The following is a 23,704-nucleotide window of genomic DNA, read 5'->3' as shown; positions in this document are numbered from 1 at the left end:
CGTGGCAGGACCATCGATTGCCAAAGAATTGCAGGCCAGCTTCCGCACCGCGCTCGACGAGGCGCGGAAGATGCGCCACGAGTACCTGACGCTGGAGCACCTGCTCCTGGCCCTCACCCGTGAGTCACGCACCCGCGAGGTGCTCAAGGGCTGCGGCGCGAACGTCAAGCGCCTGCAGGAGAACCTGACCTCCTTCCTGGAGGAGACGGTCGAGCGCCTGCCCGACGACGTGGACGCCGAGCCGCAGCAGACCATCGGCGTGGAGCGCGTGCTCCACCGCGCCGCCATGCACGCGCTGTCCGCGGAGCAGAAGTACATCGACGGTGGCGACGTGCTGGTCGCCATGTTCCGTGAAGAGGAGAGCCACGCGCTCTACCTGCTGCAACAGGAGGGCGTCACCCGCCTGGACCTGCTCAACTTCATCTCCCACGGAACCTCCAAGGACGGCGAGTCCGAGGGCGAGCCGCGCCCCACCCCCGCCGGTGACGACGACGACGGCGAGTCGCAGAAGAAGAGCCCGCTGGAAGCGTACGCCGTGCAGCTCAACGTGGAGGCCAAGGCGGGCCGCATCGACCCGCTCATCGGCCGCGACAAGGAGCTGGAGCGCACCATCCAGGTGCTCTGCCGCCGCCGCAAGAACAACCCGCTCTACGTGGGTGAGGCCGGCGTGGGCAAGACGGCCATCGCGGAGGGCCTGGCGCTCCACATCACGGAAGGCCGCGTGCCGGCCGCGCTCAAGGACGCGGTCGTCTACTCGCTGGACATGGGCGCGCTGCTCGCGGGCACCAAGTTCCGCGGCCAGTTCGAGGAGCGCCTGAAGGGCGTGCTGAAGGCGCTCCAGGAGCTGCCGGACGCCATCCTCTTCATCGACGAAATCCACACCATCGTCGGTGCCGGGGCCACGAGCGGCGGATCCATGGACGCGTCCAACCTGCTCAAGCCCGCGCTGGCGTCAGGCCGGCTGCGCTGCATCGGGTCCACGACGTTCCAGGAGTTCAAGGCGTCGTTCGAGCGCGACCGCGCGCTGTCCCGCCGCTTCCAGAAGATTGAAGTGGACGAGCCCAGCGTGGAGGACACCATCAAGGTGCTGGAGGGCCTGCGCAGCCGCTACGAGGAGCACCACCACGTGAAGTACGGCGAGGGTGCGCTCCAGGCGGCGGCGGAGCTGGCGGCCAAGCACATCAACGACCGGTTCCTGCCGGACAAGGCCATCGACGTCATCGACGAGGCCGGCGCGGCCGAGCGGCTCAAGCCGGAGGGCGTGCGCACGGGCGTCGTCAGCGCGCACGACGTGGAGCAGGTCGTCTCCAAGATGGCCAAGATTCCGGCCAAGAGCGTGTCCGCGAGCGAAGGCGTCCAGATTCAAAACCTGGACAAGGAGCTCAAGGGCGTCATCTACGGGCAGGACAAGGCCATTGAAGAGATGGTGGGCGCCATCAAGCTGTCGCGCTCCGGCCTGCGCGCGCCGGAGAAGCCCATTGGCAGCTTCCTCTTCTCCGGCCCCACGGGCGTGGGCAAGACGGAGCTGGCGAAGCAGCTGGCGCAGAGCCTGGGCGTGGAGTTCCTCCGCTTCGACATGAGCGAGTACTCCGAGAAGCACACGGTGAGCCGGCTCATTGGCGCGCCTCCGGGCTACGTGGGCTTCGACCAGGGCGGCCTGCTCACGGACGCCGTGCGCAAGCACCCGTACGCGGTGCTGGTGCTGGATGAGATTGAGAAGGCCCACCCGGACCTCTTCAACATCCTGCTCCAGGTGATGGACCACGCGACGCTCACGGACAACAACGGCCGCAAGGCGGACTTCCGCAACATCATCCTCATCCTGACCACCAACGCGGGTGCGCAGGAGATGAGCACCAAGGCCATGGGCTTCGGTGACACCCAGGTGGTGGTGGACGGCTCGCGGGCGAAGAAGGCCATCGAGCGCACCTTCACGCCGGAGTTCCGCAACCGGCTGGACGGCTGGATTCTCTTCTCCGGCCTGCCCCCCGAGGTCATCCTCAAGGTCGTGGACAAGGAAGTGCGCCTGCTCCAGAAGGTGCTCGACGAGAAGAAGGTCAAGCTGGAGCTCACGCCCGCCGCCCGCGCGTGGCTGGCGGAACACGGCTACGACCCGGCCTTCGGTGCGCGCCCCATGGCGCGGCTCGTGGACAACACCCTCAAGAAGCCGCTCGCGGAGGCGCTGCTGTTCGGCTCCCTCAAGAGCGGTGGCGTGGCCCGCTTCGACGTCGTGGACGACGCCGTGAAGCTCCAGGCGGAAGCCACCGAGGCCGTGCCGGCGTAAGGCGCCGCGAGGCCCTGAAACATCCGAGGCCCCGGGCCCCCTTGATGGGGACTCGGGGCCTTCGTGTTTCCTACTCCGCCTTGGACTCGACCTTGTACGCGCCCACGGCGTTGGAGAGCTGCTCGGAGATGATTTGCAGCGTGGTGGCCGCCTCACCGGTGGAGCCGATGCGGGCCACGGTGTCGTCCATCATCTTGGACAGGTCATTCACCGCCAGGGTGATTTGATTGATGCCCACGTTCTGCTGATTCACCGCGGCGGCGATCTGCCGGACGGCGGCGGCGTTGTCCTGGACGATGGAGGACAGCTCGCGCAGGTTCTGCCCGCTGTCGCGCACCTGCGCCAGACCCGCCTCCATCCGCTCCGCGCCGCGCTCCGTGATGCGCACCGCGGCGGTGACGGAGTTGGCGATGTCGTCCAGCAGCTCCCGCACCCGCGTGGTCGCCTGGATGGACTGGTCCGCCAGGGCGCGGATTTCGCGCGCCACCACGCTGAAGCCCTTGCCGTGCTCACCGGAGCGCACCGCTTCGATGGCCGCGTTGAGCGCGAGCATGTTGGACTGGTCCGCCAGGTCCTTCACCGTCTGGGTGATGCCGCCAATCTGGCGCGTGCGCTCGCCCAGCTCCAGAATCTTCTCCGCGATTTCGCCCACCTGCGCGCGGATGTCGTTGAGGCCCGCCATCGTCTGCTCGATGGAGGCCTCGCCCGCCCTGGCCAGGGCGTCCGCGCGCTCGGCGACGCTGAGCACGCTCTCCGCCTTCTGCGCGGCCAGCGTGGACGTCTGCTTGATTTCCTGCGCCGTCACCTGCGTCTCCTGGAGCGCGGCGGCCTGGCGGGAGATGGTCTGCGCCTGCTCGGTGGAGGACGCGTTGAGGTGGTCCGTGGACTGGGTGAGCGCGGTGGCGGCGTGCTGGAGGTTGACCGTCACCTCGCGCAGCTTGCCCACCATCTGGGAGAAGGAGTTGGCCAGCCGCCCCACCTCGTCGTTGCCGCGCGCACGGATGTCGCGGGTGAGGTCGCCAGACGACACGATGTGGCCCGCCACGGAGGTGAGCTCCGCCAGTGGTCGCACGATGCTCCGGCCGAACAGCGCCGCCAGCACCACGCCGCACGCCTCCAGGAGGAGCGCGAACAGGAGCATCTCCCAGCGCAGCGCATCCACTCTCGCGTCGATGAACTCGCGCGCCATGCCCACGTGCACGGTGCCCAGCCGCCCCTTCTCCGCCACGGCCGCGGACACGTCCAGGGCGCGCAGCGTCTTGCCACCGCGTGTAATCCGGACCTCCGGCACCACGCGGGTGCGGCCCTTGCCCATGCCGGGCTGCGCGTCGAGCGCGGCCTTCAGGTTCTCCGGGAAGGCGCCCTGGAACGAATGCACCAGCACGAAGCCCGTGGGGTCCTGGATGAAGATGTAGGCCAGGTCCTCGCGCTCGCGGAACGTCTCCAGGAGCGGCTGGAGCGAGCCCATGCCCGCGGACACGCCCTGCTCCGCCGCGATGGCCAGGCTCAGCGCCACGGCCTCGCCCTCACTGGCGTGGCGCTCCTCCAGGTTGGACTCCAGCTGGCGGGTGGCGATGAGGGTGAGCAGCAGCGCCACGGAGGCGCTGATGACGGCCGTGACGAGCACGAACTTCGGCGCGAGCCCGAGCCCGCGCAGGAAGGAGACGGGGAGCGCGGCGGCTGGCTTCAAGGGAGGACTCCAGGGGTGGCGTCCTCGAGCGGCCAACGGTCGGCCAGGTGACGCCAGGAACAACGCAGGCGACTGCGGTTCGTAGGTGGGAAACGGCTCACCGGGGCCCCCCCTCCGGGCCACGGGCAGGACGGAACGACGGACGCTGACAGCTCTGCAGGATGAGGTCCGCCACCAGCGCCAGGGGCGTGCCCCCGTCGGTGGCCTTCAACTCCACGGCGGCGCGAGGCATGCCGTAGACGACGCTGGACGCCTCGTCCTGCGCCAGGGTGACGCCTCCGGCCTGACGGATGGCCAGCAGGCCCCGCGCGCCGTCCTCGCCCATGCCGGTGAGCACGCCGCCGCCGCTGCGCCGGCCGTACGCCATGGCCAGCGAGCTCAGGAGCACGTCCCCGTTGGGACACGGCCCGCCGGTGCTGCGCTGCAGGCGCGCCAGGCCCACGCTGTCCACCAGCAGGTCGTGGCCATCCAGCGGGAAGTACACGCGGCCCGGCTCCAGCCGCTCGCCGTCGCGCGCCACGCCCACCTGGAGCTCACACACCTGGGACAGCCAGCGCACCATGCCCTGCGTGAAGCCCACGGTGATGTGCTGCGCGATGAGCATGGGCACCGGCAGGTCGCGGGGCAGCTTGGACAGCACCTCCGCCAGCGCGGGAGGCCCACCGGTGGACGCGACGATGCCGAACACGTCCACCCGCGCCCCGCTGGGCATGGGCGGCGGCGCCACGACGCGCGGACGGCGGGAGATGACCGGCACCTCCGCCATCAGGCACACGGAGTGGGCCAGGTCCCGGCCCCAGCGGCGCAGCTCCTCCGCGTTGGTGACGTTGGGCTTGCCGATGAGCTCCAGCGCTCCGGCGCTCATCGCTTGAAAGCCCAGGTCCACGCCGCGCTGCTCCGCCACGGCGCTCACCACCAGGATGCGCGCGGGGGCCTGGGACATGATGTGCCCGATGGCCGCCGGACCATCCAGTCCGGGCAGCAACAGGTCCATGGTGATGACGTCCGGGCGCAGCAGGCGCGCCAGCTGCACGGCGCGGTTGCCGTCCCCCGCCCGGCCCACCACTTCAATGCGCGGCTCCTCCGTGAGCAGCGCGGTGAGGGTGTTGGCCATGGTGGGCGAGTCATCCACCACGAGCACGCGAATGGGCTTCTTCGAGCTCACGCGCGGCTCCCCCTGCGGCTCATCACGTCCAGAACCTCCGCGAGCAGGCGGCCCGCGGCGCACTCGCGCTTGCTGAGGAAGCCGTCCGCTCCGGATGCCAGGCCCCGCTCGCGCGCCACGGTGGTGTCGTGCGCGGAGACCAGGATGACGGGCAGCGTGTGCGTGTCCTTGCGCTCGCGAAGCCGTGCGATGAGCTCGATGCCGTCCATCTCTTCCATGTCCAGGTCGCAGATGACGACGTCGTAGGTGTCCGCCTGCAGCCGCTCCAGCGCCCGCGCCCCGCTGGCCGCCAGGTGCACCTGGAAGCCGCCGGCCTCCAGCATCGCCCGGTGCAGCGCGCGCGCGGTGAGCGAGTCATCCACCACCAGCGCCCGCCGGCTCACCGCGGACACCGTCACCTTCTCCGAATCCGACACCACCCAGTCCGGCCGGAGGATGAGCAGCAATTCCCCCCGGCTGAGCGTCGCCGCGCCCTGCCAGGCCGCCACGTCGCGCACCTCCGACGGCAGCGGGCGGATGACCAGGTCCCGGTCCCCCACCACCGCGTCCACGCCCAGCGCCACGCGCTTGCCGCCGCTCTGCACGATGAGCAGCGGCTGGCCTTCCGTGGGCGGAGACGACGCGCGCAGCCCCAGCCGCGCGCCCAGGTCCACCACCGGCAGCAGCTGTCCCTGGTGTTCCAGGTGCGTGCGGCGCTTGCCCACGCGCAGCATGTCCGGGCGCGCCAGCTGCGTGGACTCCACCGCCAGCATGGGCAGGCCCACGAACTGCTCCAGCGCGCGCACCATCAGCACCGGAGAGCTGCCCAGGTCCACCGGCAGGGTCAGCACGAAGCGCGTGCCCTGCCCGCGCGTGCTGGACACCTCGATGCGGCCCTGCAGCGACTCCACCGTGGCGCGCACCGCGTCCAGGCCCACGCCGCGCCCGGAGGTGTCCGTCACGTCCGAGCGCGTGCTGAAGCCCTCGCGGAAGATGAGCTCGCGCACCTGGTTGTCGTTGAGCCGCGCCACCTCTTCCGCGGTGACGAGCCCGCGCTTCTCCGCGGCCTTGCGCACCTGCGCCAGGTCGATGCCGCGCCCGTCGTCGCTCGCCTCCAGGTACAGGAGGTTGCCCTGCTGCTCCACGCGCAGCGTGAGCGCGCCCTCGTGGTGCTTGCCGGCCTTCTCGCGCTCGGCGGGCATCTCCAGGCCGTGGTCCACGGCGTTGCGCAGGATGTGCACGAGCGCGCCCTGGAGCTTCTCCAGCAGGCGCCGGTCCAGCGACACCTCCGCGCCCACCACCGACAGCCGCGCTTCCTTCCCCAGCTGGCGCGACAGGTCGCGCACCATGCGCTGCAACGGGTCCAGGATGGTGCGCGTGGGGCGCGTGGTGATGGCCTTGAGGCCGTCCTCCAGCGCGTCCACGACGTCGCTCGTCTCCTCGCCGTCGGTGCGCAGGGAGCGGCCCGTACCGGACAGCAACGTACGCGCCTCCGCGGTCTCCGCCAGCAGGCCCTGCTTCGCGAGCAGCGCGGACACCCGCTCCAACTCCCGGCTGCGCTCCTCCACCCGCAGGCGAACCTCGCGCAGACGCTCCACCTCGCGCATCAGCGACGTCACCTGGTTCGCGCTCACGCGCCACCCGGCGTCAGAGGACTCCCCCACGGGCTCCGGCGCGGACAGCGCTTCGGCCGGGACAAGCGGGGTGCCGGCCGCGGAGGGCGGGCCACCGGCCACGACAGGCTGCGCCTGAGCGAAGGCGCCCCCCGGCAGCACCGCGGCTTCCTCCGGGGGCGGCGCGGCGGCGACCAACTGGGCCAGCGCGGCGGCGGGGTTCGGCAGGTCGTCCCCGCGCCCGTCCGCGTGCGCCTGGGCGCGCAGCATGAAGAGGTCCAGCCCGTGCAGCAGCACGTCCACCACCGGGCGCGGCATCTTCTGCGTGTGCGCCTTGAGCGGCGCCAGCGCGTCCTCCAGCTTGTGGGCGATGTCGCCCAGGTCCTGGAGCCCCAGCGACGAGGCGCTGCCCTTCAGCGTGTGCAGGTGCCGGCCCAGCCGCGTGTAGATTTTCGCGAGCGCGTCGTTCTCCAGCCCCTCGCGCTCCAGCTCCAGCAGGTCCATGGTGACCTTCTGGATGACCTCCTGGGCCTCCACCGCGAAGCCCGCCACCAGCGGCTGCAGCATCGGATCAACGGGCATGGCGCACTCCCCCGTCGGACCGGCCGAACAGGCGCTTCGGGTCGATGAGGTGGATGAGCTGCCGGTCGTGGGTGAAGACCTCCACCACTGGCCCCTCCGCCCGGGCGCGCGCGGCCTCCACGGACGCGAGCGGCAACGTCGTGGGGCGCGGAATCGCCTCGCAGTCGAGCGCGCACAGCTCGCCGTCGCCCCGGTCCACCACCAGCAGCACGGCTGGATCCTGGCGCCACCCGTGGCCGCCCAGCAGCGACGCCAGGCTCAGCGCGGACAGCACCTGGCCCTGGAAGCGCAGCACGCCAATCACCGCGGGCGCGGACAGCGGCACCGGCGTCACCATGCGCAGGGGCAGCGCGGCGCGCAGCGACTCCAGCGGCAGCGCGTAGCGCTCCTCGCCCAGCGGGAACTCGGCGATCCAATGGACCGCCTCCTCCACCGTCGACTCGCCCTGCTCGCGCAGGCGCGCGGCCCGGCGTGCGAGCAGGTCCCGCGTCTCCGACTCCAGGGTCTCGTCCACCACCAGCGGCGTCCCCTTCATTCCAGCGCCCCCAGATTCAGGTAGGCGTCAGCGGACGCCAGATAGAAGCGCGCGGGCAGCGCCTCCGGTCCATCCACCAGCGTGTCCGGTGGCAACTGCCCCGCCCGCGTGCGCAACGCGCGCATCAACGGGAAGGCCGCGTCACGGGCCCCCGCGCGCTCGCGCAGGAGCGCCAGCTCCAGGAGGCCCGGCAGGTAGTCCGGCGCCTGCTTCACGAGCAGCTCCAGCACCGCCGTCGCCCCGGCCACGTTGCCGTCTTCAATCCGCTCCAGCGCCTGCAGGTGCATCCGCGAGGGCGAGGGCGGAGGGACCGGCGGCGGCGTGGGCGAGACCGGCATGGGCGCGGACAGCCGACGGGGCGCGGGCGTCATGCGCGGCGCGAGCACGGGCTGCGCCACGGGCAATTGCGCGAAGGTGCGCTCCTCCGGGCGGGGCTTGCGGAAGGCCTGCAGCTCCGGAGGCCCCTCACGCGTGAGCCCCGGCGGCGTGCGGTCCACCTCCACCGTGCCCAGGAACATGAGGCCCCCCGGCACCAGCGCCCGCGCCAGGTGGACGATGGCCGCGTCGCGCGCGGACGGAGAGAAGTACGTGAGCACGTTGCGGCAGAGGATGAAGTCGAACTGCCCGAAGCGCTCCGGCAGGGGCGCCAGCAGGTTCGCCGGCGCGAAGCGCGTCACCTTGCGCACCTCCGGGAGGATGGACACCTGCCGCCCGTTGTGGAGCTCGTAGACGGGGTGCAGCGCGGGGGCGGACTCGCGCCGGGACCACGCGCCGTAGGTGCCGCGCCGCGCGGCCTCCAGGCTGGCCTCGTGCAGGTCCGTGCCCACCACCTCCACCGGCATCCCCGGGGGCGCGCACGCCAGCAGGCACGCGCCCAGCGAATAGGCCTCCTCACCGGTGGCGCACCCGGCGCTCCAGCCGCGCAGGTGCATGGCGCCGTGGCGCAGCGCCGTCGGGATGCCCTCATGGGTGATGTAGCGGAAGTGCTCCGGCTGGCGGAAGAAGTACGTCTCCCCCACCAGGACCGCGCGCACCAGCGTGTAGGCCAGCGGAGAGCCCAGCTGCTGCAGCTCGCTCAAGACCTCCGTGGGCACGCGCCCCCGGGCCAGCTCCGCCCGCAGCACGCGCTCCACCGCCTCCTGGGCGATGGCGTCGTCCCGGAAGCCGGTGGTGTCCGCCACCACTTCCCGGGCACGGGCCAGAAGCCTCGGGTCGAGCCCCGCACTCATGCGCTCCGCTCTTCCTCCACCGGCGCGAGCAGCGCGGGCAGGTCGCGCAGGAGTCCCCGCGTGATGAACACCTTCGGATCCAGGATGGGCAGCGCGCGGCCACCCGTGCGCAGCATGCCCACGAGCCCTTCCTGCAGCAGGCCGTGCTCGGCGCCGCCCACCTTCTCGCGCCGGTCGATGTCGCTCGCCTGGAACTCCTCCGGGTCCTTCACGGTGTCCACGGTGAGCGCCAGCGACACGCCCTCCGTTTCAATGACCACCAGCATCCGCTCCGCGATGGACACCTTGTGCTGCACGCCCAGCCGCAGCGCCACGTCCAGCACGCACACCGCCTGGCCGCGCAGCTCCACGTACTCGCGCAGGTATGACGGCCCCGTGGGCAGCGGCCGCGTCAGGGGCTGCAGCAGGACCTCCTTCACGGAGTCCAGCGGCACGGCGAACTCACGCTCGCCCACGTTGAGCCGGAGGATCAGCATGGCCCCGGAGCGCGAGCGCCGGCGCGCGTTCTCCAGCGCCTCGCCCACGCGCAAGAGCAGCTCGTCCGCGCGGAAGGGCTTGGCCAGGAACGCCTCCGCGCCCAGCCCCAGGCACGCCTCCGCGCGCTGCTTCTCCGAAGAGATGATGATGACCGGGATGTCCGCCGTGCCCGAGTCCGCCTTCATCCGCTGGAGCACCTCGTCCCCGTCCATCTCCGGCATGGACAGGTCCAAGAGCACCGCCGCCGGGTGCAGCCGCCCCACCTTGTCCAGCGCCTCACGGCCGTTGCTGGCCGTGTGGATGGTGTAGTGCCCGGAGAGGATGGCCCGCTCCAACGCCAGGATGGCGTCGCTGTCATCCACCAGCAGCAGGGTCGGCAGACTCACGGGTTCAGCCCCCGCTCAGGAACTGACGCACCGTCTTGGTCAGCTCATCATGCGACACCGGTTTCTGGATGAAGGCGTTGGCCCCCGCCGCCGAACCGCGCTGGCGCAGGTCCTCTCCCTTCTCCGCCGTCAAGAGGATGACCGGCACCTTCTGCACCTGCGGCTGCGCGCTGGCGCGAACCTCCTTCACGAAGGTGATGCCATCCATGTTCGGCATGTTGATGTCGGCGATCACCACACTCACCGGCACCAACCGCAAGAGCTGCAACGCGCGCTGCGCGTCCTCCGCCTCCACGATGCTGACCTTGAGGTTCATCAGGTAGATCTTGAGGATGTTGCGGACGGTCGGACTGTCGTCCACCAGCAAGACGTTGGTGCTCACTGTGCCACGGCTCCTCGCGCAGGCTCCGCGGAGTGCGGGATGCGCCTGCGCTGCATGGGTGATCCTACCGTGAGCGCTCCGACGGGCGGAAGCGGGGGGCTCCCGTCCGCCGGGAAGCCTGGCAGGCGTTTGTCTGGATTTTCCAGCAAGGTGGGTTGGCTTCAGCCTTCCTTCGGCGTGGGGGTCGCGGGGACCCCTGCGGCAGGAGCCTCCACCGTATCCACTGGGGGTGCGCCCACCGCGTGGTAGCCGCCGTCGACGTGAATCATCTCGCCGGTGGTGGAGGAGAGCCAATCGGACAAAAGTGCACAGGCCGTCTTGGCCACGTGGTCGTGGCTGTCCTTGTCGCTCCAGCCCAGCGGCGCCTGCTTGCCCCAGTACTGCGCCAGCGCCTTGAAGCCCGGGATGCCCTTGGCCGCGATGGTGGCGAGCGGCCCCGCGGCGAGCGCGTTCACGCGGATGCCCTTGGGCCCCAGGTCGCGCGCCAGGTAGCGCACCGTGGCCTCCATGGCCGCCTTGCACACACCCATCCAGTCATAGATGGGCCACGCCTGCCGGTTGTCGAAGTCCAGCGCCACGATGGAGCCGCCCTGCGTCATCAGCGGCACGCACGCCACCGCCAGCTCCTTCACGGAGAAGGTGGAGATGTGGAACGCGGTCTGCGCGCTCTCCCAAGGCGTGTTGAGGAAGTTGCCGCCCAGCGCGTCCTCGGGCGCGTACGCGATGGCGTGCAGCACGCCGTCCACGCGGCCCCATTTCTGTCGCAGCGCCTCTGTCAGCGCCGGAAAGTGCGCCGGGTTCGTCACGTCCAGCTCCAGCACCTCCGTGCCGGGCTTGAGCCGCTTCGCGCTGCGCTCGGTGAGGGACCTGGCCCGGCCAAAGCCGGTGAGGATGACCTCCGCGCCCTGCGCGATCGCATGCTCCGCGACGCCAAAGGCCAGCGACTGCGGGGTGAGCACGCCGGTGATGAGCAGCTTCTTGCCCTGAAGGAGCATGTCGGTACGTTCTCGGAAAAGTGAGTGGAAGAGGGGGCGAGTGCTTACCACTCCTGAACCGCCGTAGGGGCCCCCGGACCCCGTGTCCCGTTTGCCTCGGATGTACGTCTGTTCAGCATGCCAGGGGCCCTGGCGTCTCCTTTGAGCTCCTCCCAGCCAGGGGAATCCGGTGCTCGGTGAAGCTGCGCTCACGCGGGGCATGATTCCTTCTGCTCCCTTGAGTGAAGACAATCAGCCGGGCATGACGCGGTTCAACAAACCTGGGCGAAAACCCCCCAACGCGACGCCCATCCAGTAAAAGACCCCACGCCATGGCGAATTTCCAGGACAGCTTCCTCTCTGGTGCCAACATCGACTTCATCGAGGGGCTCTATGCCCGCTTCCTCGATGACCCCGGCAGCGTGGACGCAAGCTGGCGCGAGGTGTTCGAGCGCAACAACGGCACGGGCCGCCCCATCTTCAACGCGAAGCTGCTGGAGGCTCCGACACCCGCCGCACCGGAGGGCAAGGAGGGCAAGGCCAAGGGCAAGGCGAACGGCGCCGCCGTGCAGGCCGCCGCCGCGCCGCAGGCCCCGGCCGCTCCGGCGCAGGACATCGGGCTGCAGTCGAAGGTGGATCAGGCCATCACCGCCTTCCGCCTGCGCGGCCACCTGCGCGCGCACCTGGATCCGCTGGAGCGCCCGCGCCCGCAGCTGGGCCACGTGGCGGACGTGGCGCTGATGGATGAGAACCACTTCGCCCCCAAGGAGCTGGAGCAGGCGGTGGAGTGCAACAACGTCTTCCCGCAGCAGCGCGTGCGCCTGGCGGAGCTCGTCACGCGCCTGCGCCGCACGTACTCCGGCTCCATCGGCGTGGAGTTCATGCAGATGCTCGACAGCGAGCGTCGCCGCTGGCTCATGCAGCGCATGGAGCACAGCGAGAACCGCACGCAGTTCTCCGTGGAGGACCAGCGGCACATCCTCACCAAGCTGTCGTACGCGGAGGGCTTCGAGCACTTCCTGCACACGAAGTACGTGGGCGCCAAGCGCTTCAGCCTGGACGGCGGCGAGGCCCTCATCCCCATGCTGGACGCGCTGCTGGAAGTGGGCAGCGGCATGGGCCTGAAGGAGCTGGTCATCGGCATGGCCCACCGCGGCCGCCTCAACGTGCTGACCAACATCCTGGGCAAGAAGCCGGATCAGATCTTCAGCGAGTTCGACGGCCCCAAGGACCCCAAGGCGTACCTGGGCCGCGGCGACGTGAAGTACCACATGGGTTTCTCGTCGGACCACGCCACGCGCGCCGGCAAGAACGTGCACCTGTCGCTGGCCTTCAACCCCAGCCACCTGGAGTGCGTGGGCCCCGTGGTGGAGGGCCGCGTGCGCGCCAAGCAGGACCGCGGTGGGGACACCGAGCGCACCGGCGTGATGCCGCTGCTCATCCACGGCGACGCGGCCTTCATCGGCCAGGGCATCACGCAGGAGACGCTCAACTTCTCCGGCCTCAAGGGCTACACCACGGGCGGCACGGTCCACGTCGTCATCAACAACCAGGTGGGCTTCACCACCGACCCGTCGGACTCGCGCACCAGCATCTACTCCACCGCCATCGCGCAGATGCTGGACATCCCGGTGTTCCACGTGAACGGGGATGACCCGGAGGCGTGCGTCCACGCGGCGCGGCTCGTGGCGGAGTACCGCCAGACGTTCAAGAGCGACGTGGTCATCGACCTCATCTGCTACCGCCGCTACGGCCACAACGAGGGCGACGACCCGTCCTTCACCCAGCCGGCGATGTACGACCTCATCCGCAAGCACCCGCCGGTGCGCGCGCTGTACGCGAAGACGCTGGCGGAAGCGGGCCGCATCACCACGGAGGAGTCGGACGCGCTCAAGCAGCGCTGCTTCCAGGACTTCGACGCGGCGCTCACCCGCGCCCGCCAGGAGAGCCAGTTCAAGGAGCCCAACGCGCTGGAGGGCCTGTGGAAGACCTACAAGGGCGGCCTCTTGAAGAACGCGCCCCAGGTGTCCACGGCGGTGGCCAGGCCCACCCTGCGTGACGCGCTCCAGAAGCTGGCCAGCGCGCCGGAGGGCTTCAACGTGCACCGCGACGTGGAGCGCACGGTGCTCAAGAAGCGCCAGGGCATGCTGGAGAGCGAGGAGCTCCAGTGGAGCGAGGGCGAGTCGCTGGCGTACGCGACCATCCTGGCGGAGGGCTACAGCATCCGCCTGTCCGGCCAGGACAGCGAGCGCGGCACCTTCAGCCACCGCCACGCGGTGCTGCACGACACGCAGACGGGCGAGGAGTTCACGCCCCTGCGCCAGTTCGCCACCGGCAAGGCGACCTTCAACGTCTGGAACAGCCCGCTGTCGGAGATGGGCGTGCTGGGCTTCGACTACGGCTACAGCCTGGACGTGCCGGACGGCCTCACCCTGTGGGAGGCCCAGTTCGGTGACTTCGCCAACGGCGCGCAGATCATCATCGACCAGTTCATCGCCGCGGCGGAGAGCAAGTGGCGCCGGCTCTCCGGCATCACGCTGCTCTTGCCGCACGGCTACGAAGGCCAGGGCCCGGAGCACTCCAGCGCGCGTCTGGAGCGATTCCTGGACCTGTGCGCGGAGGACAACCTCCAGGTCTGCTACCCCACCACGCCCGCGCAGATCTTCCACCTGCTGCGCCGCCAGGTGCTGCGCCCGGTGCGCAAGCCGCTGGTCATCATGTCGCCCAAGAGCCTGCTGCGCCGTCCGGAGGCCACCAGCCGCATGGACGACCTGGCCACGGGCGCGTTCCAGGAAGTGATTCTGGACGCGAAGGCGGACGCCGCGAAGGTGAAGCGGCTGCTGCTGTGCAGCGGCAAGGTCTACTACGACCTGGCCAAGGCCCGGGACGAGCGCAAGGACGACTCCATCGCCATCGTGCGCGTGGAGCAGCTCTACCCGTTCCCGCAGGACGAGCTTTCGAACCTGGTGGCGAAGCTGCCGGCGCTCCAGGAGCTGTACTGGGTGCAGGAGGAGCCGCGCAACGCGGGTGGCTGGCACTTCATGTTCCCGCGCCTGCACGACCTCCTCTCCGGCCGTTCGCAGCAGCAGACGGTGAAGCTGGGCTACATCGGGCGCGCCGAGGCAGCCAGCCCCGCCACCGGTTTCACGAAGACGCACGACTACGAGCAGCAGCTCATCATCGAAGAAGCCATCCTCCGAGGACCCCAGAATGGCCGTTGAACTGAAAGTCCCTCCGCTCGGCGAATCCATCACCGAGGCCGTCGTCGGCAAGTGGAACAAGAAGCAGGGTGAGTCCGTCACCGCGGACGAGCCGCTCGTCGTGCTGGAGACCGACAAGGTCACCATCGACGTGCCGGCGCCCGCCGCGGGCAGCGTCGCGTCCATCGCCTTCAAGGAGGGCGACAAGGTCCGCGTGGGCGACGTGCTGGGCACCATCGAGGCCGGTGCCGGCGCCGCCGCTTCTCCCGCCACGCCCGCGCCCGCCCAGGCCGCGGCGCCGGTGGCCGCTGCGCCAGCCGGCAGCGACACGCGCATCACCCCCACCGCCAAGAAGATGGCGGAGGAGAACCGGGTGGACGTGGGCCAGCTGAAGGGCTCCGGCACCGGTGGCCGCATCATGAAGGAGGACGTGCAGGGTCAGCTGAACCGCCCGTCCGCGCCCCCGGCGCCCGCCGCGCCGTCCGGTCCCCGCCCCAACGCCGCGCGCGAGGAGCGCGTGCGCATGACGCCGCTGCGCAAGCGCGTCGCTGAGCGCCTGCTCCAGGCGCAGTCCAACGCCGCCCTGCTCACCACCTTCAACGAGGTGGACATGGGCGAGGTGATGGCGCTCCGCAAGAAGTACAACGACAAGTTCCAGGCGAAGCACGGGGTGAAGCTCGGGTTCATGAGCTTCTTCATCCGCGCGTCCGTGGAGGCCCTCAAGGCGTTCCCGCAAATCAACGCGGAGATCGACGGCGAGGACGTCATCTTCAAGCACTACTACGACATCGGCGTGGCCGTGAGCGGCAGCCGTGGCCTGGTGGTGCCGGTGGTGCGTGACGCGGACAAGCTGTCGCTCGCGGACCTGGAGAAGACGGTCGGTGACTACGGTGGCCGTGCGCGCAACGACAAGCTCACGATGGCCGACCTCACGGGCGGCACCTTCACCATCACCAACGGCGGCATCTTCGGCTCCATGCTGTCCACGCCCATCCTGAACCCGCCGCAGACGGGCATCCTGGGCATGCACAACATCGTGGAGCGCCCCGTGGCCCGCGACGGCCAGGTGGTCATCCGGCCCATCATGTACATCGCCCTCACGTACGACCACCGCCTGGTGGACGGCCGGGAAGCGGTGCAGTTCCTGGTGCGCGTGAAGGAGTGCATCGAGGACCCCGAGCGCCTGCTGCTCGACATCTGACTTACTCCCCCGCACATGACGCCGCGGGGGCTCAAGTCGGGCAATCCCGGAGGGCCGGCTGGACTTCCAGTCGGCCCTTTCACTACAAATAGCTCTGTCTCCCGGTCGTCGGGCAGAACGGGCGGCCTTCCCCACGGCTGCCCTGCAAAAGCAAGGAAGCGCAATGGCAACTGGTACCGTGAAGTGGTTCAACGACGCGAAGGGCTTCGGCTTCATCACCCAGGACGGCGGGGGCGAGGACGTGTTCTGCCACCACACCGCCATCAACATGGATGGGTTCCGCACCCTGGCCGAGGGCCAGAAGGTGGAGTTCGAAGTCACCAAGGGCCCGAAGGGCCTGCAGGCGCAGAACGTCCGCGCGGCGTGAAGTGACGCGTCTCAGCCATTCCTCACGGACTGGTTGAAGCAACAGAGGCCCGGTCCCTTGAGGGAACCGGGCCTCTGCCTTTTCAGGCCTTGAGCCGCGCGGCCTACTTCTTCAGGTTCTGCTCGAAGTGGGAGATGACGCGCTCGTACTGGCGCTCGGTGATGAGCGGATCCGGGACCATGTGCGTGAGGCCGGACAGGGGCAGCAGTTGGTGCGGCTTGCCCGCGCGGAAGAGCGCGTCCGACAGCTTCAGCGTGTGGAAGAAGTACACGTTGTCATCCGCGGTGCCGTGGATGAGCAGCAGCGCGCCAATGGGGCTGTCCTTCTTCGCGTACGTCAGCAGGCTGCTGACCTCATAGGCCTGGGGCGTCTGTTCCGGCAGGCCCAGGTAGCGCTCGGTGTAGTGCGTGTCGTAGTCGCGCCAGTCCACCACCGGGGCGCCGGACACCGCGGCCTTGAAGAAGTCCGGGCGCTTCAGCGCGGCCAGCGCGGCCATGTAGCCACCGAAGCTCCAGCCGGTGATGCCCACGCGGCTCAGGTCCATCTCCGGCACTTCCTTCGCCAGCGCCTGCACCGCCTCAATCTGATCATCCAGGGTGATGGTGGCGAAGTCGTTCTTCACCGCGCGGTTCCACTCGGAGGTGCGCAGCGGCGTGCCGCGGCCGTCCACCTTCACCACCAGGAAGCCGTGGTCCGCGAACCACTGGCTGAGCAGGTGCGCGGCCATGGACTGGTGCACCACGGTGACGGTGGGCCCCGCGTAGACCTCCACGATGACGGGCAGCTTCTGGCCGGGCTTGAAGTCGCGCGGCTTCACCAGCGAGGTCCAGAACTTCTTCGGGCCCACCTGGCGGATTTCGAAGTTCGGCGTGAAGGACGGCTCCTGCGCCACCTCCGGCAGCTCGCCCAGCTTCGTGCCGTCGCCCTTGAGCACCACGGTGCGCGGCATGGCCTTGGGCCCTTGAGTGTTGAGGACGACCAGGCCGCCGTTCTTGGAGACGAGCCCGTTCTCCACGGCCGGGCCGGTGGTGCCGGTGGCCACCTGCTCCGGGGCGCCGCCGGACTTCACGCGCCACAGGTGGCTTTCGGTGGGGTTGGGGCCGCCGGTGAAGAAGAGCGTCTTGTCCGCCTGGACGAAGCGGGACAGGTTGCGGAAGCCCGCGTCCGGCTTCACCACGGAGCGGTCCAGCTCACCGCTCGCCTTGCGCAGCTCCACCTCCGGGCCGCCGTTGCGCTCGGTGTACCAGAGGAAGCCGGAGCCATCCTCCAGCCACAGCGGGAAGTCCTGGGCCAGCTCCACCCACGCGTTGTCCTTCTCCGTGAAGAGGACGCGCGTCTTGCCCGTGGCGGGGTCCACCGCCAGCACCTGCTCCTCCGTCTGGAGGCGGTTCTGCACGACCAGCGTGAGCGGCCCGCCCTTGTCCCACTTCACCGTGGCCAGGTACGGGTACTTCTGCGCATCCCACTGCGCCCACACCGTCTTGCCGCCGGAGACAGGGGTGACGCCCAGGCGCACCTTCGCGTTGGCCTTGCCGGGACGCGGGTAGGGGAAGATCTCCCCGCCCTTCTCCGGGTGCATCACGTCCACGATGGTGAGCTTCTCCACGTCGGCCGTGTCGGACTCCGTGTAGGCAATCGACTTCGCGTCCGGGCTCCACCAGTAGCCGGAGAAGCGGCTCATCTCCTCCTGCGCCACGAACTCCGCCAGGCCGTGCGTCTTCTGAGAGGTGCCGCCCTGCGTGACGCGCTTCTCCTGATTGGCCGCGATGTCCACCCGGTACACGTCGTGCTCGCGCACGTACGCCACCTGCTTGCCGTCCGGAGAAAGGCGCGGGTCGATGACGCCGGGGCCCGTCTTCAGCTCCGTGGACTTCCCCGTCGCGCGGTCCACCACGTAGAGCCGGCCGGAGAGGGGCACCAGCAGCTGGGTGCCGTCCTCGGAGAGGCTGTAGGAGGTGAAGCCCCGGGCGCTGACGCGCATGCGCTCGCGGCGGGCCTTCTCCTCGGGGGACAGCGTCTCCTCGGAGCCCTTGAGCAGGGCCTCCGGCGTGAGCAGCTCACGCGCCTGGCCGCCGGCCACGTCGAACGCGTAGAGCATCTGCACGTTGGACGTGGGGGACGTGCGCAGGAAGAGGACGGACTTCTCGTCCGGGGTGATGCGCGTGCCCACCGGGCGGCCGCTCTGGAAGCGGCGCGTTTCGGCGTACTGGCGCAGGAAGGTGTCCGGCTGCTTTTGCGAAGGGGCCATGGCGGAGGGTTTGCGCTCCTGGGCGATGGAGGGTGCGCTGCTCATGAGGAGCAGCGCGGCGGCGGTAAGGACCTGACGCATGCGTAGTTGAATCCCCGCGAGGCGGGGCTCCTTTCGCGGGAAGGTGCGGGCAAGCCTACACTCCGGCCGCCGCGCGGCCCCCCCAACGTCCGGCCCTGGAGAGGATTCCCACCCCCATGAACCCGAATGATGACGACGCCCTGCGCCACCTGCGCCTCGCGGGGGTGGTGCGGCTGGGCCTGGGCGGAGGCCGCGGTCCGACGGACGCCTATGTGTTCGACCCGCATCGGCTCGCGCTGCCCGCGTGGGCGTGTGCCCTGGGCGATGAGGGCCCCCCTGCCCTGCTCGTCACGCTGGACCGGCACCTGGACATCGTGGTGCCAGAGCGCCCCGCGGACATGCCGGACCGCTCCGCCGGCCTGCGCGCGCTGGACGAGCACGCGCGGTGGAAGCTGGACGTGCGCAACTACGACCACATCCTCGCGGCGATGGAGGCGAACCTCGTGGGCGACGCGTTGATCATCGCGCGCACCCGGCCCCGGGGCTCCTTCGCCGGGGACACCTACGTGGACACGCGGGGCCGCTCGCACCGCATCGTGACGGTGACGACCGTGGACCGCGCGGCGGAGGCGTACCTGCGCCCCGGCCCCACGGACGCGGTGCGCGACGTGCTGGAGGCCGCGTCCGCCGTGCTGCTGGACGTGGACCTGGATTGCTTCACCAGCCTGAGCGACGCGGACCCCACCACCGTGCTGCCGTGGCCGAAGGCCATCATCCGTGAGTTCCTCCTGCCGCTCGACTCGGAGCCCTTCTGGGACGCGGTGCTGGGCAAGGCGGTGGCGCTGACGCTCGCGCGCGAGCCCCACCACTGCGGCGGGCTGCTCGCGTCCGGAGAGCTGTTCCGCGACGCGGCGGAGGTCCTCTTCCGCGAGCTGCTGCGCGTCGAGCCTCCCTGAAGCGTCCGGAGCCGGCTCAGGGCGAGTCGAGGAAGTTGGGCCGGTAGTCCGTCACCTGCCCGCTGCTGAGCGACAGGCGGCTGCCCACGGGGGGACGGTCTCCGGTGAGCACGTAGCCGAAGTCGATGCGGAACGGGAACACGTTGAACTGGGGGAACAGCACCCGCAGGCCCACGCCCACGGTGGTCACCATCTCCGGCCGCTCGTTGAACGCACTGCCCGAGTCGAGGAAGAACACGCCGCCCACGTGCACCGTGCGCACGACGAGCGGCGCGGTGCGGTACTCCAGGTTCACCAGCAAAAGCCGCCTGCCGGAGTACGCATCCACCGCCGCGCCGCGCAGGCCGTTGCTGCCGCCCAGCAGGCTCACGCGGTCGGACAGGTCGTCGATGTTCACGTCCAGCAGGCCTCGCGCCACGAAGCGCCCCCCGAGCACGCGCGGCGACACCTGCACCAGCTCCGCGGCCCAGCGGCGGTTCGTCCAGCCCTCCTTCACGCCCGGCTGATTGGCGCTGAATTGCTGCCGGATGGACGCGGCCGCGGACGCGGTGGTGAGCGCGTCACCCCAGTGCACGCGGTAGCGCAGGGACAGGCCCCCTTCCGCGAAGTGCGCGGCGGACGGGAACACCGGCGGCGCGTAGCGCAGCGTGGCCAGCACCGAGTGCCCCAGCTGGAAGTCCTCCGACAACGCGTACGAGTCCACGTTGCGAAGCACGTCGTAGCGGGCCTCGAAGGCGCTGAGGGAGAAGTTCGCGTACCCCGCGTCCTCCGCGCGCGGCAGGTAGTTGCGGCGGAACCAGTCCGTCTGCGCGTCGGTGAGCTGCGACGCCACCGGCGCGGCGTAGGCGTAGTGGTAGGCCCCCGCGCCCATGCCCACGTTCCACTTGTAGCGCTGGCCGTAGGAGCGCGTGTACGTGGCGCCCGCGGCCACCTCGCGCGCGTTGTAGATGTACGGCACGGGTTCGCCGTCCGGGAACGGGAGCTGCCAGATGTCCGCGCCCCGGAACTGCCGCGCGGTCTCCATGTTCCACGCCACGGACGTGCTCAGGCTCCACGGCGTGGCCAGCGAATACAGCGGCCGGCTGACGACCAGGCTCCCGCGCGAACCCTCCGCGCGCCCCGTGTCGCGGTTGATGAGCACCGCGGCGGACTCCGTCAGCGACCAGCGGCTGCCGAGCACACGCCGGTCCGTGTAGCTCTGGCCGAAGCTGAACGTGTCCAGGCGCATGATGAAGTCCAGCGCCACCTTCTTGCCGCGCCCCAGGAAGTTCTGCTCCGTGCCCTGCAAGCGCAGGTAGAGCAGCAGCGAGCCCACTGCGGAGAACTCGTTGTTGAGCCGCAGCGACCACAGGTCCTTGGTCACCAGCAGCAGCGCGACCTTGTCCGGAGCACTCCCCTTCACCGGCACCGCGCGCACCACGGAGAACAGGCCCAGCTTGCGCAGGTTGCGCACCGACTCCGCGACGAGCGCCTCCGAGTACGGCTGCCCTGGCGTAATCAGCACCTCCTGGCGGACGACTTCATCGCGGGTGCGGACGTGGAAGATGTTGAGCAGCGATGGATACGGATCCATCGGCGCGACCACCTCTTCCGCCGTGACGAGCACCTCCTCCAGCACCTTGCCCTGGGGCGCGGGCTCCACCTGGCGCTCGACCTCGCCCAGGCCCCAGGCGATGAGCGCCTCCTCGTAGTTCTTCGTGCGCTCCGCGTCCGTGGTGACCACGGGCGGCTGCGGGCCCGCCGGCCCCACCGGCACCTCTTCCGAGCGGGGAGGCGGCGCGACGTCCGTGTTCGACACGCCCGACGGATCGACGTCCGGCGAGCGCACCGGCGCATCTGGCGGCACGACGTCCTGGGGCTTGCCGGAAACCTCCTTCGGAGGAGTCTGCCCCGACGACGTGCCCGTCGCGACGAGCACGGTGACCAGCAGGACGGGCAGTGAGAGCGGCACGCGCGCATCCTGTCATGCGCCGCGCCTGCCGCCAGCCTCCACTCACCCCAGCGCGGTGCGCAGGTCTCCCGGCCGGGCCATGGGCAGCTTCTCCCCCTTCGCGATGGCCGCCACGATGCGGGCCAGCTGATCCACCCCGTCCGACAGCGCCGCAGGCCCCGGCTGGAGGATGTACGAGCTCCTCACTTCGTAGAGCTGGTCGTCCACCACCGCCCGCACGCTGGCCCAACCCGGCCGGGAGGCAATCTTCTCCCGCTTCGCCTTGCGTCCGCACCAGCTGGCGATGACGCCCTCCGGGTCGCGCTTCGCCACCTCCTCCGGGTCGAAGATGCGGCCCTTCGCCCCCTGCGACGCGCGCGACTCCTGGCAGACGTCCACCCCACCCACCACCTCCACCAGCTCCGAACACCAGCGGATGCCGGAGATGAGCGGCTCGTGCCACTCCTCGAAGAAGATGCGCGGCCGCTTCGGCAGCGACTGCGCCGCGTCCGAGTGACGCTCCAGGTTCTTCTCCAGCTCCACCGCCAGCGCCTCCGCGGGTTCCGCCCGTCCCACCAGCGCACCGGTGAGCCGCACCGCCTGCAATATCTCCGCGAGCGAGCGCTGGTTGAACAGGTAGACGGGCACCCCGCGCTTGCACAGCTCCCGGCCGATGTCCGCCTGCAGGTCGCTGAACCCCAGCACCAGGTCCGGCTTCAGCTCCAATATCCGCTCGAAGTTCGCGTCCAGGAACGAGCTGACCTTCGGCTTCTTGCGCGCCTCCGGAGGCCGCACCGTGAACCCCGACACGCCGACGACCAGGTCCCCCGCGCCAATGCGGTAGAGCACCTCCGTCGTCTCCTCCGTCATGCACACCACCCGCCGCGGATACCGCGGCGCCGACGACAACAGCGAGGACAGCCTGGCATTCATGCGGGAAACCCTAACCCGCCCGAGTCCCTGTCACCGGGGATGACGCGACGCACCAGCCGCCACGAACTGTGCGGCAACGGACGCTGATTTCCTCGTTTTCCAACCCGCACCGGGGGACGCGATGCGCACGGGAGGTGCGGGAGTGCGAGCGCGCCGCGCGGGCCGGAAACTCGGCGCCGGGGCGCGGCGATGATAGCGGCACGTCTCTTGGGCGGTTTTCAAAGGCGGTGCTAGCATCCGCCGGGTCTGAAACGACGTATGCGGTCCTTCTCTTCACCTTGGGGGAACACATGATCGAAAGCGACGCCCGCCGCCAGGGCGCGCCCGCCGACGTGCCGGATCCCCTGCTCGGGCGGATCCTCAACGAGCGCTTCCGCATCCTGGAGACGCTTGGCGCCGGAGGCATGGGCCGCGTCTACAAGGCCATGCAGGCCCCGTTGGACCGCCTGGTGGCGCTCAAGGTCCTCAACCCGCAGTACAGCGGCGAGGGCAAGGACCCCGGCTTCCAGAAGCGCTTCTTCCTGGAGGCCAGCGTCACCGCGAAGCTGCGCCATCCGAACACCGTCACCGTCATCGACTACGGCAAGACGGAAGACGGCATCTACTACATCGCCATGGAGTACCTGGAGGGGCTGACGCTGTCGCAACTGCTCACCCAGGAAGGGCCGCTGCCGTGGGAGCGCGCGCTCGCCATCGGGCAGCAGGTGGCCCGCTCGCTGCGCGAGGCGCACAAGGTCGGTCTCATCCACCGCGACCTCAAGCCCGCCAACGTGATGGTCCTCAACCAGGAGGCCGACCACGACGTGGTGAAGGTCCTGGACTTCGGCCTGGTGAAGTCCTTCTCGGGGGACGCCTCCATGAAGGAGGACACCACCCTCACGCAGGCGGGCGTCATCCTGGGCTCGCCGCAGTACATGGCGCCGGAGCAGGCGCGCAACATCGCGGATCCGCGCAGCGACGTGTACAGCCTGGGCGTGGTGCTCTACCAGGTGCTGATGGGCCGGCCGCCCTTCCAGGCGGCGCAGAGCATCGACGTCATCGTCAAGCACATCAACGACCCGCCGCCTCCCTTCTACACCGTGTGGCCGGACCACAACGTGCCCGCGGAGGTGGAGTCGCTGGTGATGAAGTGCCTGGCCAAGCGCCCCGTGGACCGCTACGCGTCCATGGACGCCGTGCTCCAGGGCATGCGCTCCGCCGCGTCCGCGTCCGGCGTCAGCGGCGTCTTCGCCACGCGCACCGGACTCAACGCTGTGGGATCCGGCCCCCACAGCGGTCCGCACAGCGGCATCCACACCGGCCCCCACCAGGCGCTGGGCTCCGGCCCCACGCCCGCGCCCAACACCATGGCGCTGGACATCTCCGTGGACGAGGCCGGTGGCCTGACGGAGAAGAAGTCCAGGAAGGGCCTGGGCATCGCCCTCTTCGGCGCGTCCCTGTTCGTGGGGTTGGGCGTGGCGGGCGTTGTCGTGCTGCGCGGCTCCCAGCAGCCCCCGGTGGATCCGGTCGTGTCCGCCCCCGTGGCGCGCACGCCCGTCGCTCAGCCGCCCCC

17 protein-coding genes are annotated in these 23,704 nt (G+C 70.1%); 6 read left to right on the top strand and 11 right to left on the bottom strand.

Going from position 1 to position 23,704, the window contains the following annotated elements:
- Position 1: 1 nt before the first annotated feature.
- The gene (gene clpA, locus D7X99_RS13285) at positions 2–2,284 is read left to right on the top strand and encodes an ATP-dependent Clp protease ATP-binding subunit ClpA (RefSeq protein WP_121778128.1); all 2,283 of its coding nucleotides are present in this window, start codon (positions 2–4) and stop codon (positions 2,282–2,284) included.
- Between the two features lie 70 nt (positions 2,285–2,354).
- Here the strand turns inward: clpA and D7X99_RS13280 are convergent, their stop codons facing one another.
- The 8 genes from D7X99_RS13280 to fabI form a co-directional block, all read right to left on the bottom strand.
- Positions 2,355–3,974 carry a methyl-accepting chemotaxis protein gene (locus D7X99_RS13280; protein ID WP_121778127.1) on the bottom strand — a complete coding sequence of 540 codons (1,620 nt, stop codon included), beginning with the start codon at positions 3,972–3,974 and terminating at the stop codon, positions 2,355–2,357.
- A 97-nt stretch (positions 3,975–4,071) separates the two neighbouring features.
- A complete protein-coding gene (locus D7X99_RS13275) occupies positions 4,072–5,139 on the bottom strand; it encodes a chemotaxis protein CheB (RefSeq protein WP_121778126.1) in 1,068 nt (355 codons plus the stop codon).
- The gene (locus tag D7X99_RS13270) at positions 5,136–7,313 is read right to left on the bottom strand and encodes a response regulator (RefSeq protein ID WP_121778125.1); all 2,178 of its coding nucleotides are present in this window, start codon (positions 7,311–7,313) and stop codon (positions 5,136–5,138) included. The genes D7X99_RS13275 and D7X99_RS13270 overlap by 4 nt, the downstream gene beginning before the upstream one ends.
- Positions 7,303–7,848, bottom strand: coding sequence for a chemotaxis protein CheW (locus D7X99_RS13265; protein WP_120595268.1), 546 nt, complete (start codon positions 7,846–7,848; stop codon positions 7,303–7,305). Before D7X99_RS13265 ends, D7X99_RS13270 begins: the two co-directional genes overlap by 11 nt.
- Positions 7,845–9,077: a protein-glutamate O-methyltransferase CheR gene (locus D7X99_RS13260; protein ID WP_121778124.1), complete on the bottom strand. Its 1,233-nt coding sequence runs from the start codon at positions 9,075–9,077 to the stop codon at positions 7,845–7,847. Before D7X99_RS13260 ends, D7X99_RS13265 begins: the two co-directional genes overlap by 4 nt.
- A complete protein-coding gene (locus D7X99_RS13255; protein ID WP_120577108.1) occupies positions 9,074–9,940 on the bottom strand; it encodes a response regulator in 867 nt (288 codons plus the stop codon). Before D7X99_RS13255 ends, D7X99_RS13260 begins: the two co-directional genes overlap by 4 nt.
- A 4-nt stretch (positions 9,941–9,944) precedes the next feature.
- Positions 9,945–10,322 carry a response regulator gene (locus D7X99_RS13250; RefSeq protein WP_120577109.1) on the bottom strand — a complete coding sequence of 126 codons (378 nt, stop codon included), beginning with the start codon at positions 10,320–10,322 and terminating at the stop codon, positions 9,945–9,947.
- A gap of 161 nt (positions 10,323–10,483) precedes the next feature.
- Positions 10,484–11,317: an enoyl-ACP reductase FabI gene (gene fabI, locus D7X99_RS13245; RefSeq protein ID WP_121778123.1), complete on the bottom strand. Its 834-nt coding sequence runs from the start codon at positions 11,315–11,317 to the stop codon at positions 10,484–10,486.
- A gap of 311 nt (positions 11,318–11,628) precedes the next feature.
- Here fabI and D7X99_RS13240 point away from each other — a divergent pair, with 311 nt between their 5' ends.
- From D7X99_RS13240 to D7X99_RS13230, 3 genes are all read left to right on the top strand, one after another.
- Complete coding sequence (locus tag D7X99_RS13240) at positions 11,629–14,517, top strand: 2-oxoglutarate dehydrogenase E1 component (protein ID WP_121778122.1); 2,889 nt, start codon at positions 11,629–11,631, stop codon at positions 14,515–14,517.
- Complete coding sequence (odhB, locus tag D7X99_RS13235; protein WP_121778121.1) at positions 14,507–15,697, top strand: 2-oxoglutarate dehydrogenase complex dihydrolipoyllysine-residue succinyltransferase; 1,191 nt, start codon at positions 14,507–14,509, stop codon at positions 15,695–15,697. The genes D7X99_RS13240 and odhB overlap by 11 nt, the downstream gene beginning before the upstream one ends.
- A gap of 163 nt (positions 15,698–15,860) precedes the next feature.
- Complete coding sequence (locus tag D7X99_RS13230) at positions 15,861–16,064, top strand: cold-shock protein (RefSeq protein ID WP_014397260.1); 204 nt, start codon at positions 15,861–15,863, stop codon at positions 16,062–16,064.
- Positions 16,065–16,167: 103 nt separating this feature from the next.
- Here D7X99_RS13230 and D7X99_RS13225 read toward each other — a convergent pair whose 3' ends face one another.
- Positions 16,168–18,393: a S9 family peptidase gene (locus D7X99_RS13225; protein ID WP_121778120.1), complete on the bottom strand. Its 2,226-nt coding sequence runs from the start codon at positions 18,391–18,393 to the stop codon at positions 16,168–16,170.
- 116 nt (positions 18,394–18,509) lie between these two features.
- Between D7X99_RS13225 and D7X99_RS13220 the strand changes: the two genes are divergently transcribed.
- Positions 18,510–19,289: a UPF0489 family protein gene (locus D7X99_RS13220; protein WP_121778119.1), complete on the top strand. Its 780-nt coding sequence runs from the start codon at positions 18,510–18,512 to the stop codon at positions 19,287–19,289.
- A 16-nt stretch (positions 19,290–19,305) separates the two neighbouring features.
- On the opposite strand, the gene D7X99_RS13215 is transcribed toward D7X99_RS13220, so the two are convergent.
- Entirely contained in the window at positions 19,306–21,240 is a 1,935-nt protein-coding gene (locus tag D7X99_RS13215; protein WP_121778118.1) for a BamA/TamA family outer membrane protein, read from the bottom strand.
- Positions 21,241–21,282: 42 nt separating this feature from the next.
- Positions 21,283–22,152, bottom strand: a complete 870-nt coding sequence (locus D7X99_RS13210; RefSeq protein WP_121778117.1) for a cobalamin-binding protein — start codon at positions 22,150–22,152, stop codon at positions 21,283–21,285.
- A gap of 290 nt (positions 22,153–22,442) precedes the next feature.
- Between D7X99_RS13210 and D7X99_RS13205 the strand changes: the two genes are divergently transcribed.
- Positions 22,443–23,704 (top strand): serine/threonine-protein kinase (locus D7X99_RS13205; RefSeq protein WP_147476145.1); only part of this gene is annotated, 1,262 nt, incomplete at its 3' end.

The sequence above is a fragment of the Corallococcus sp. AB032C genome (assembly GCF_003668935.1).
GTDB classification, from domain to species: Bacteria; Myxococcota; Myxococcia; order Myxococcales; family Myxococcaceae; genus Corallococcus; species Corallococcus exiguus.
The sequence above is the reverse complement of the archived record's forward strand: the minus strand, read 5'-3'. Positions and strand labels throughout refer to the sequence as shown.

What these genes read in the sequence shown, in the direction of transcription:
- D7X99_RS13225 (WP_121778120.1), bottom strand. Translation starts at nt 18,393, where the DNA reads ATGCGTCAGGTCCTTACCGCCGCCGCGCTGCTCCTCATGAGCAGCGCA.
- odhB (WP_121778121.1), top strand. Translation starts at nt 14,507, where the DNA reads ATGGCCGTTGAACTGAAAGTCCCTCCGCTCGGCGAATCCATCACCGAG.
- D7X99_RS13230 (WP_014397260.1), top strand. Translation starts at nt 15,861, where the DNA reads ATGGCAACTGGTACCGTGAAGTGGTTCAACGACGCGAAGGGCTTCGGC.
- fabI (WP_121778123.1), bottom strand. Translation starts at nt 11,317, where the DNA reads ATGCTCCTTCAGGGCAAGAAGCTGCTCATCACCGGCGTGCTCACCCCG.
- D7X99_RS13210 (WP_121778117.1), bottom strand. Translation starts at nt 22,152, where the DNA reads ATGAATGCCAGGCTGTCCTCGCTGTTGTCGTCGGCGCCGCGGTATCCG.
- D7X99_RS13240 (WP_121778122.1), top strand. Translation starts at nt 11,629, where the DNA reads ATGGCGAATTTCCAGGACAGCTTCCTCTCTGGTGCCAACATCGACTTC.
- D7X99_RS13270 (WP_121778125.1), bottom strand. Translation starts at nt 7,313, where the DNA reads ATGCCCGTTGATCCGATGCTGCAGCCGCTGGTGGCGGGCTTCGCGGTG.
- D7X99_RS13220 (WP_121778119.1), top strand. Translation starts at nt 18,510, where the DNA reads ATGAACCCGAATGATGACGACGCCCTGCGCCACCTGCGCCTCGCGGGG.
- D7X99_RS13265 (WP_120595268.1), bottom strand. Translation starts at nt 7,848, where the DNA reads ATGAAGGGGACGCCGCTGGTGGTGGACGAGACCCTGGAGTCGGAGACG.
- D7X99_RS13260 (WP_121778124.1), bottom strand. Translation starts at nt 9,077, where the DNA reads ATGAGTGCGGGGCTCGACCCGAGGCTTCTGGCCCGTGCCCGGGAAGTG.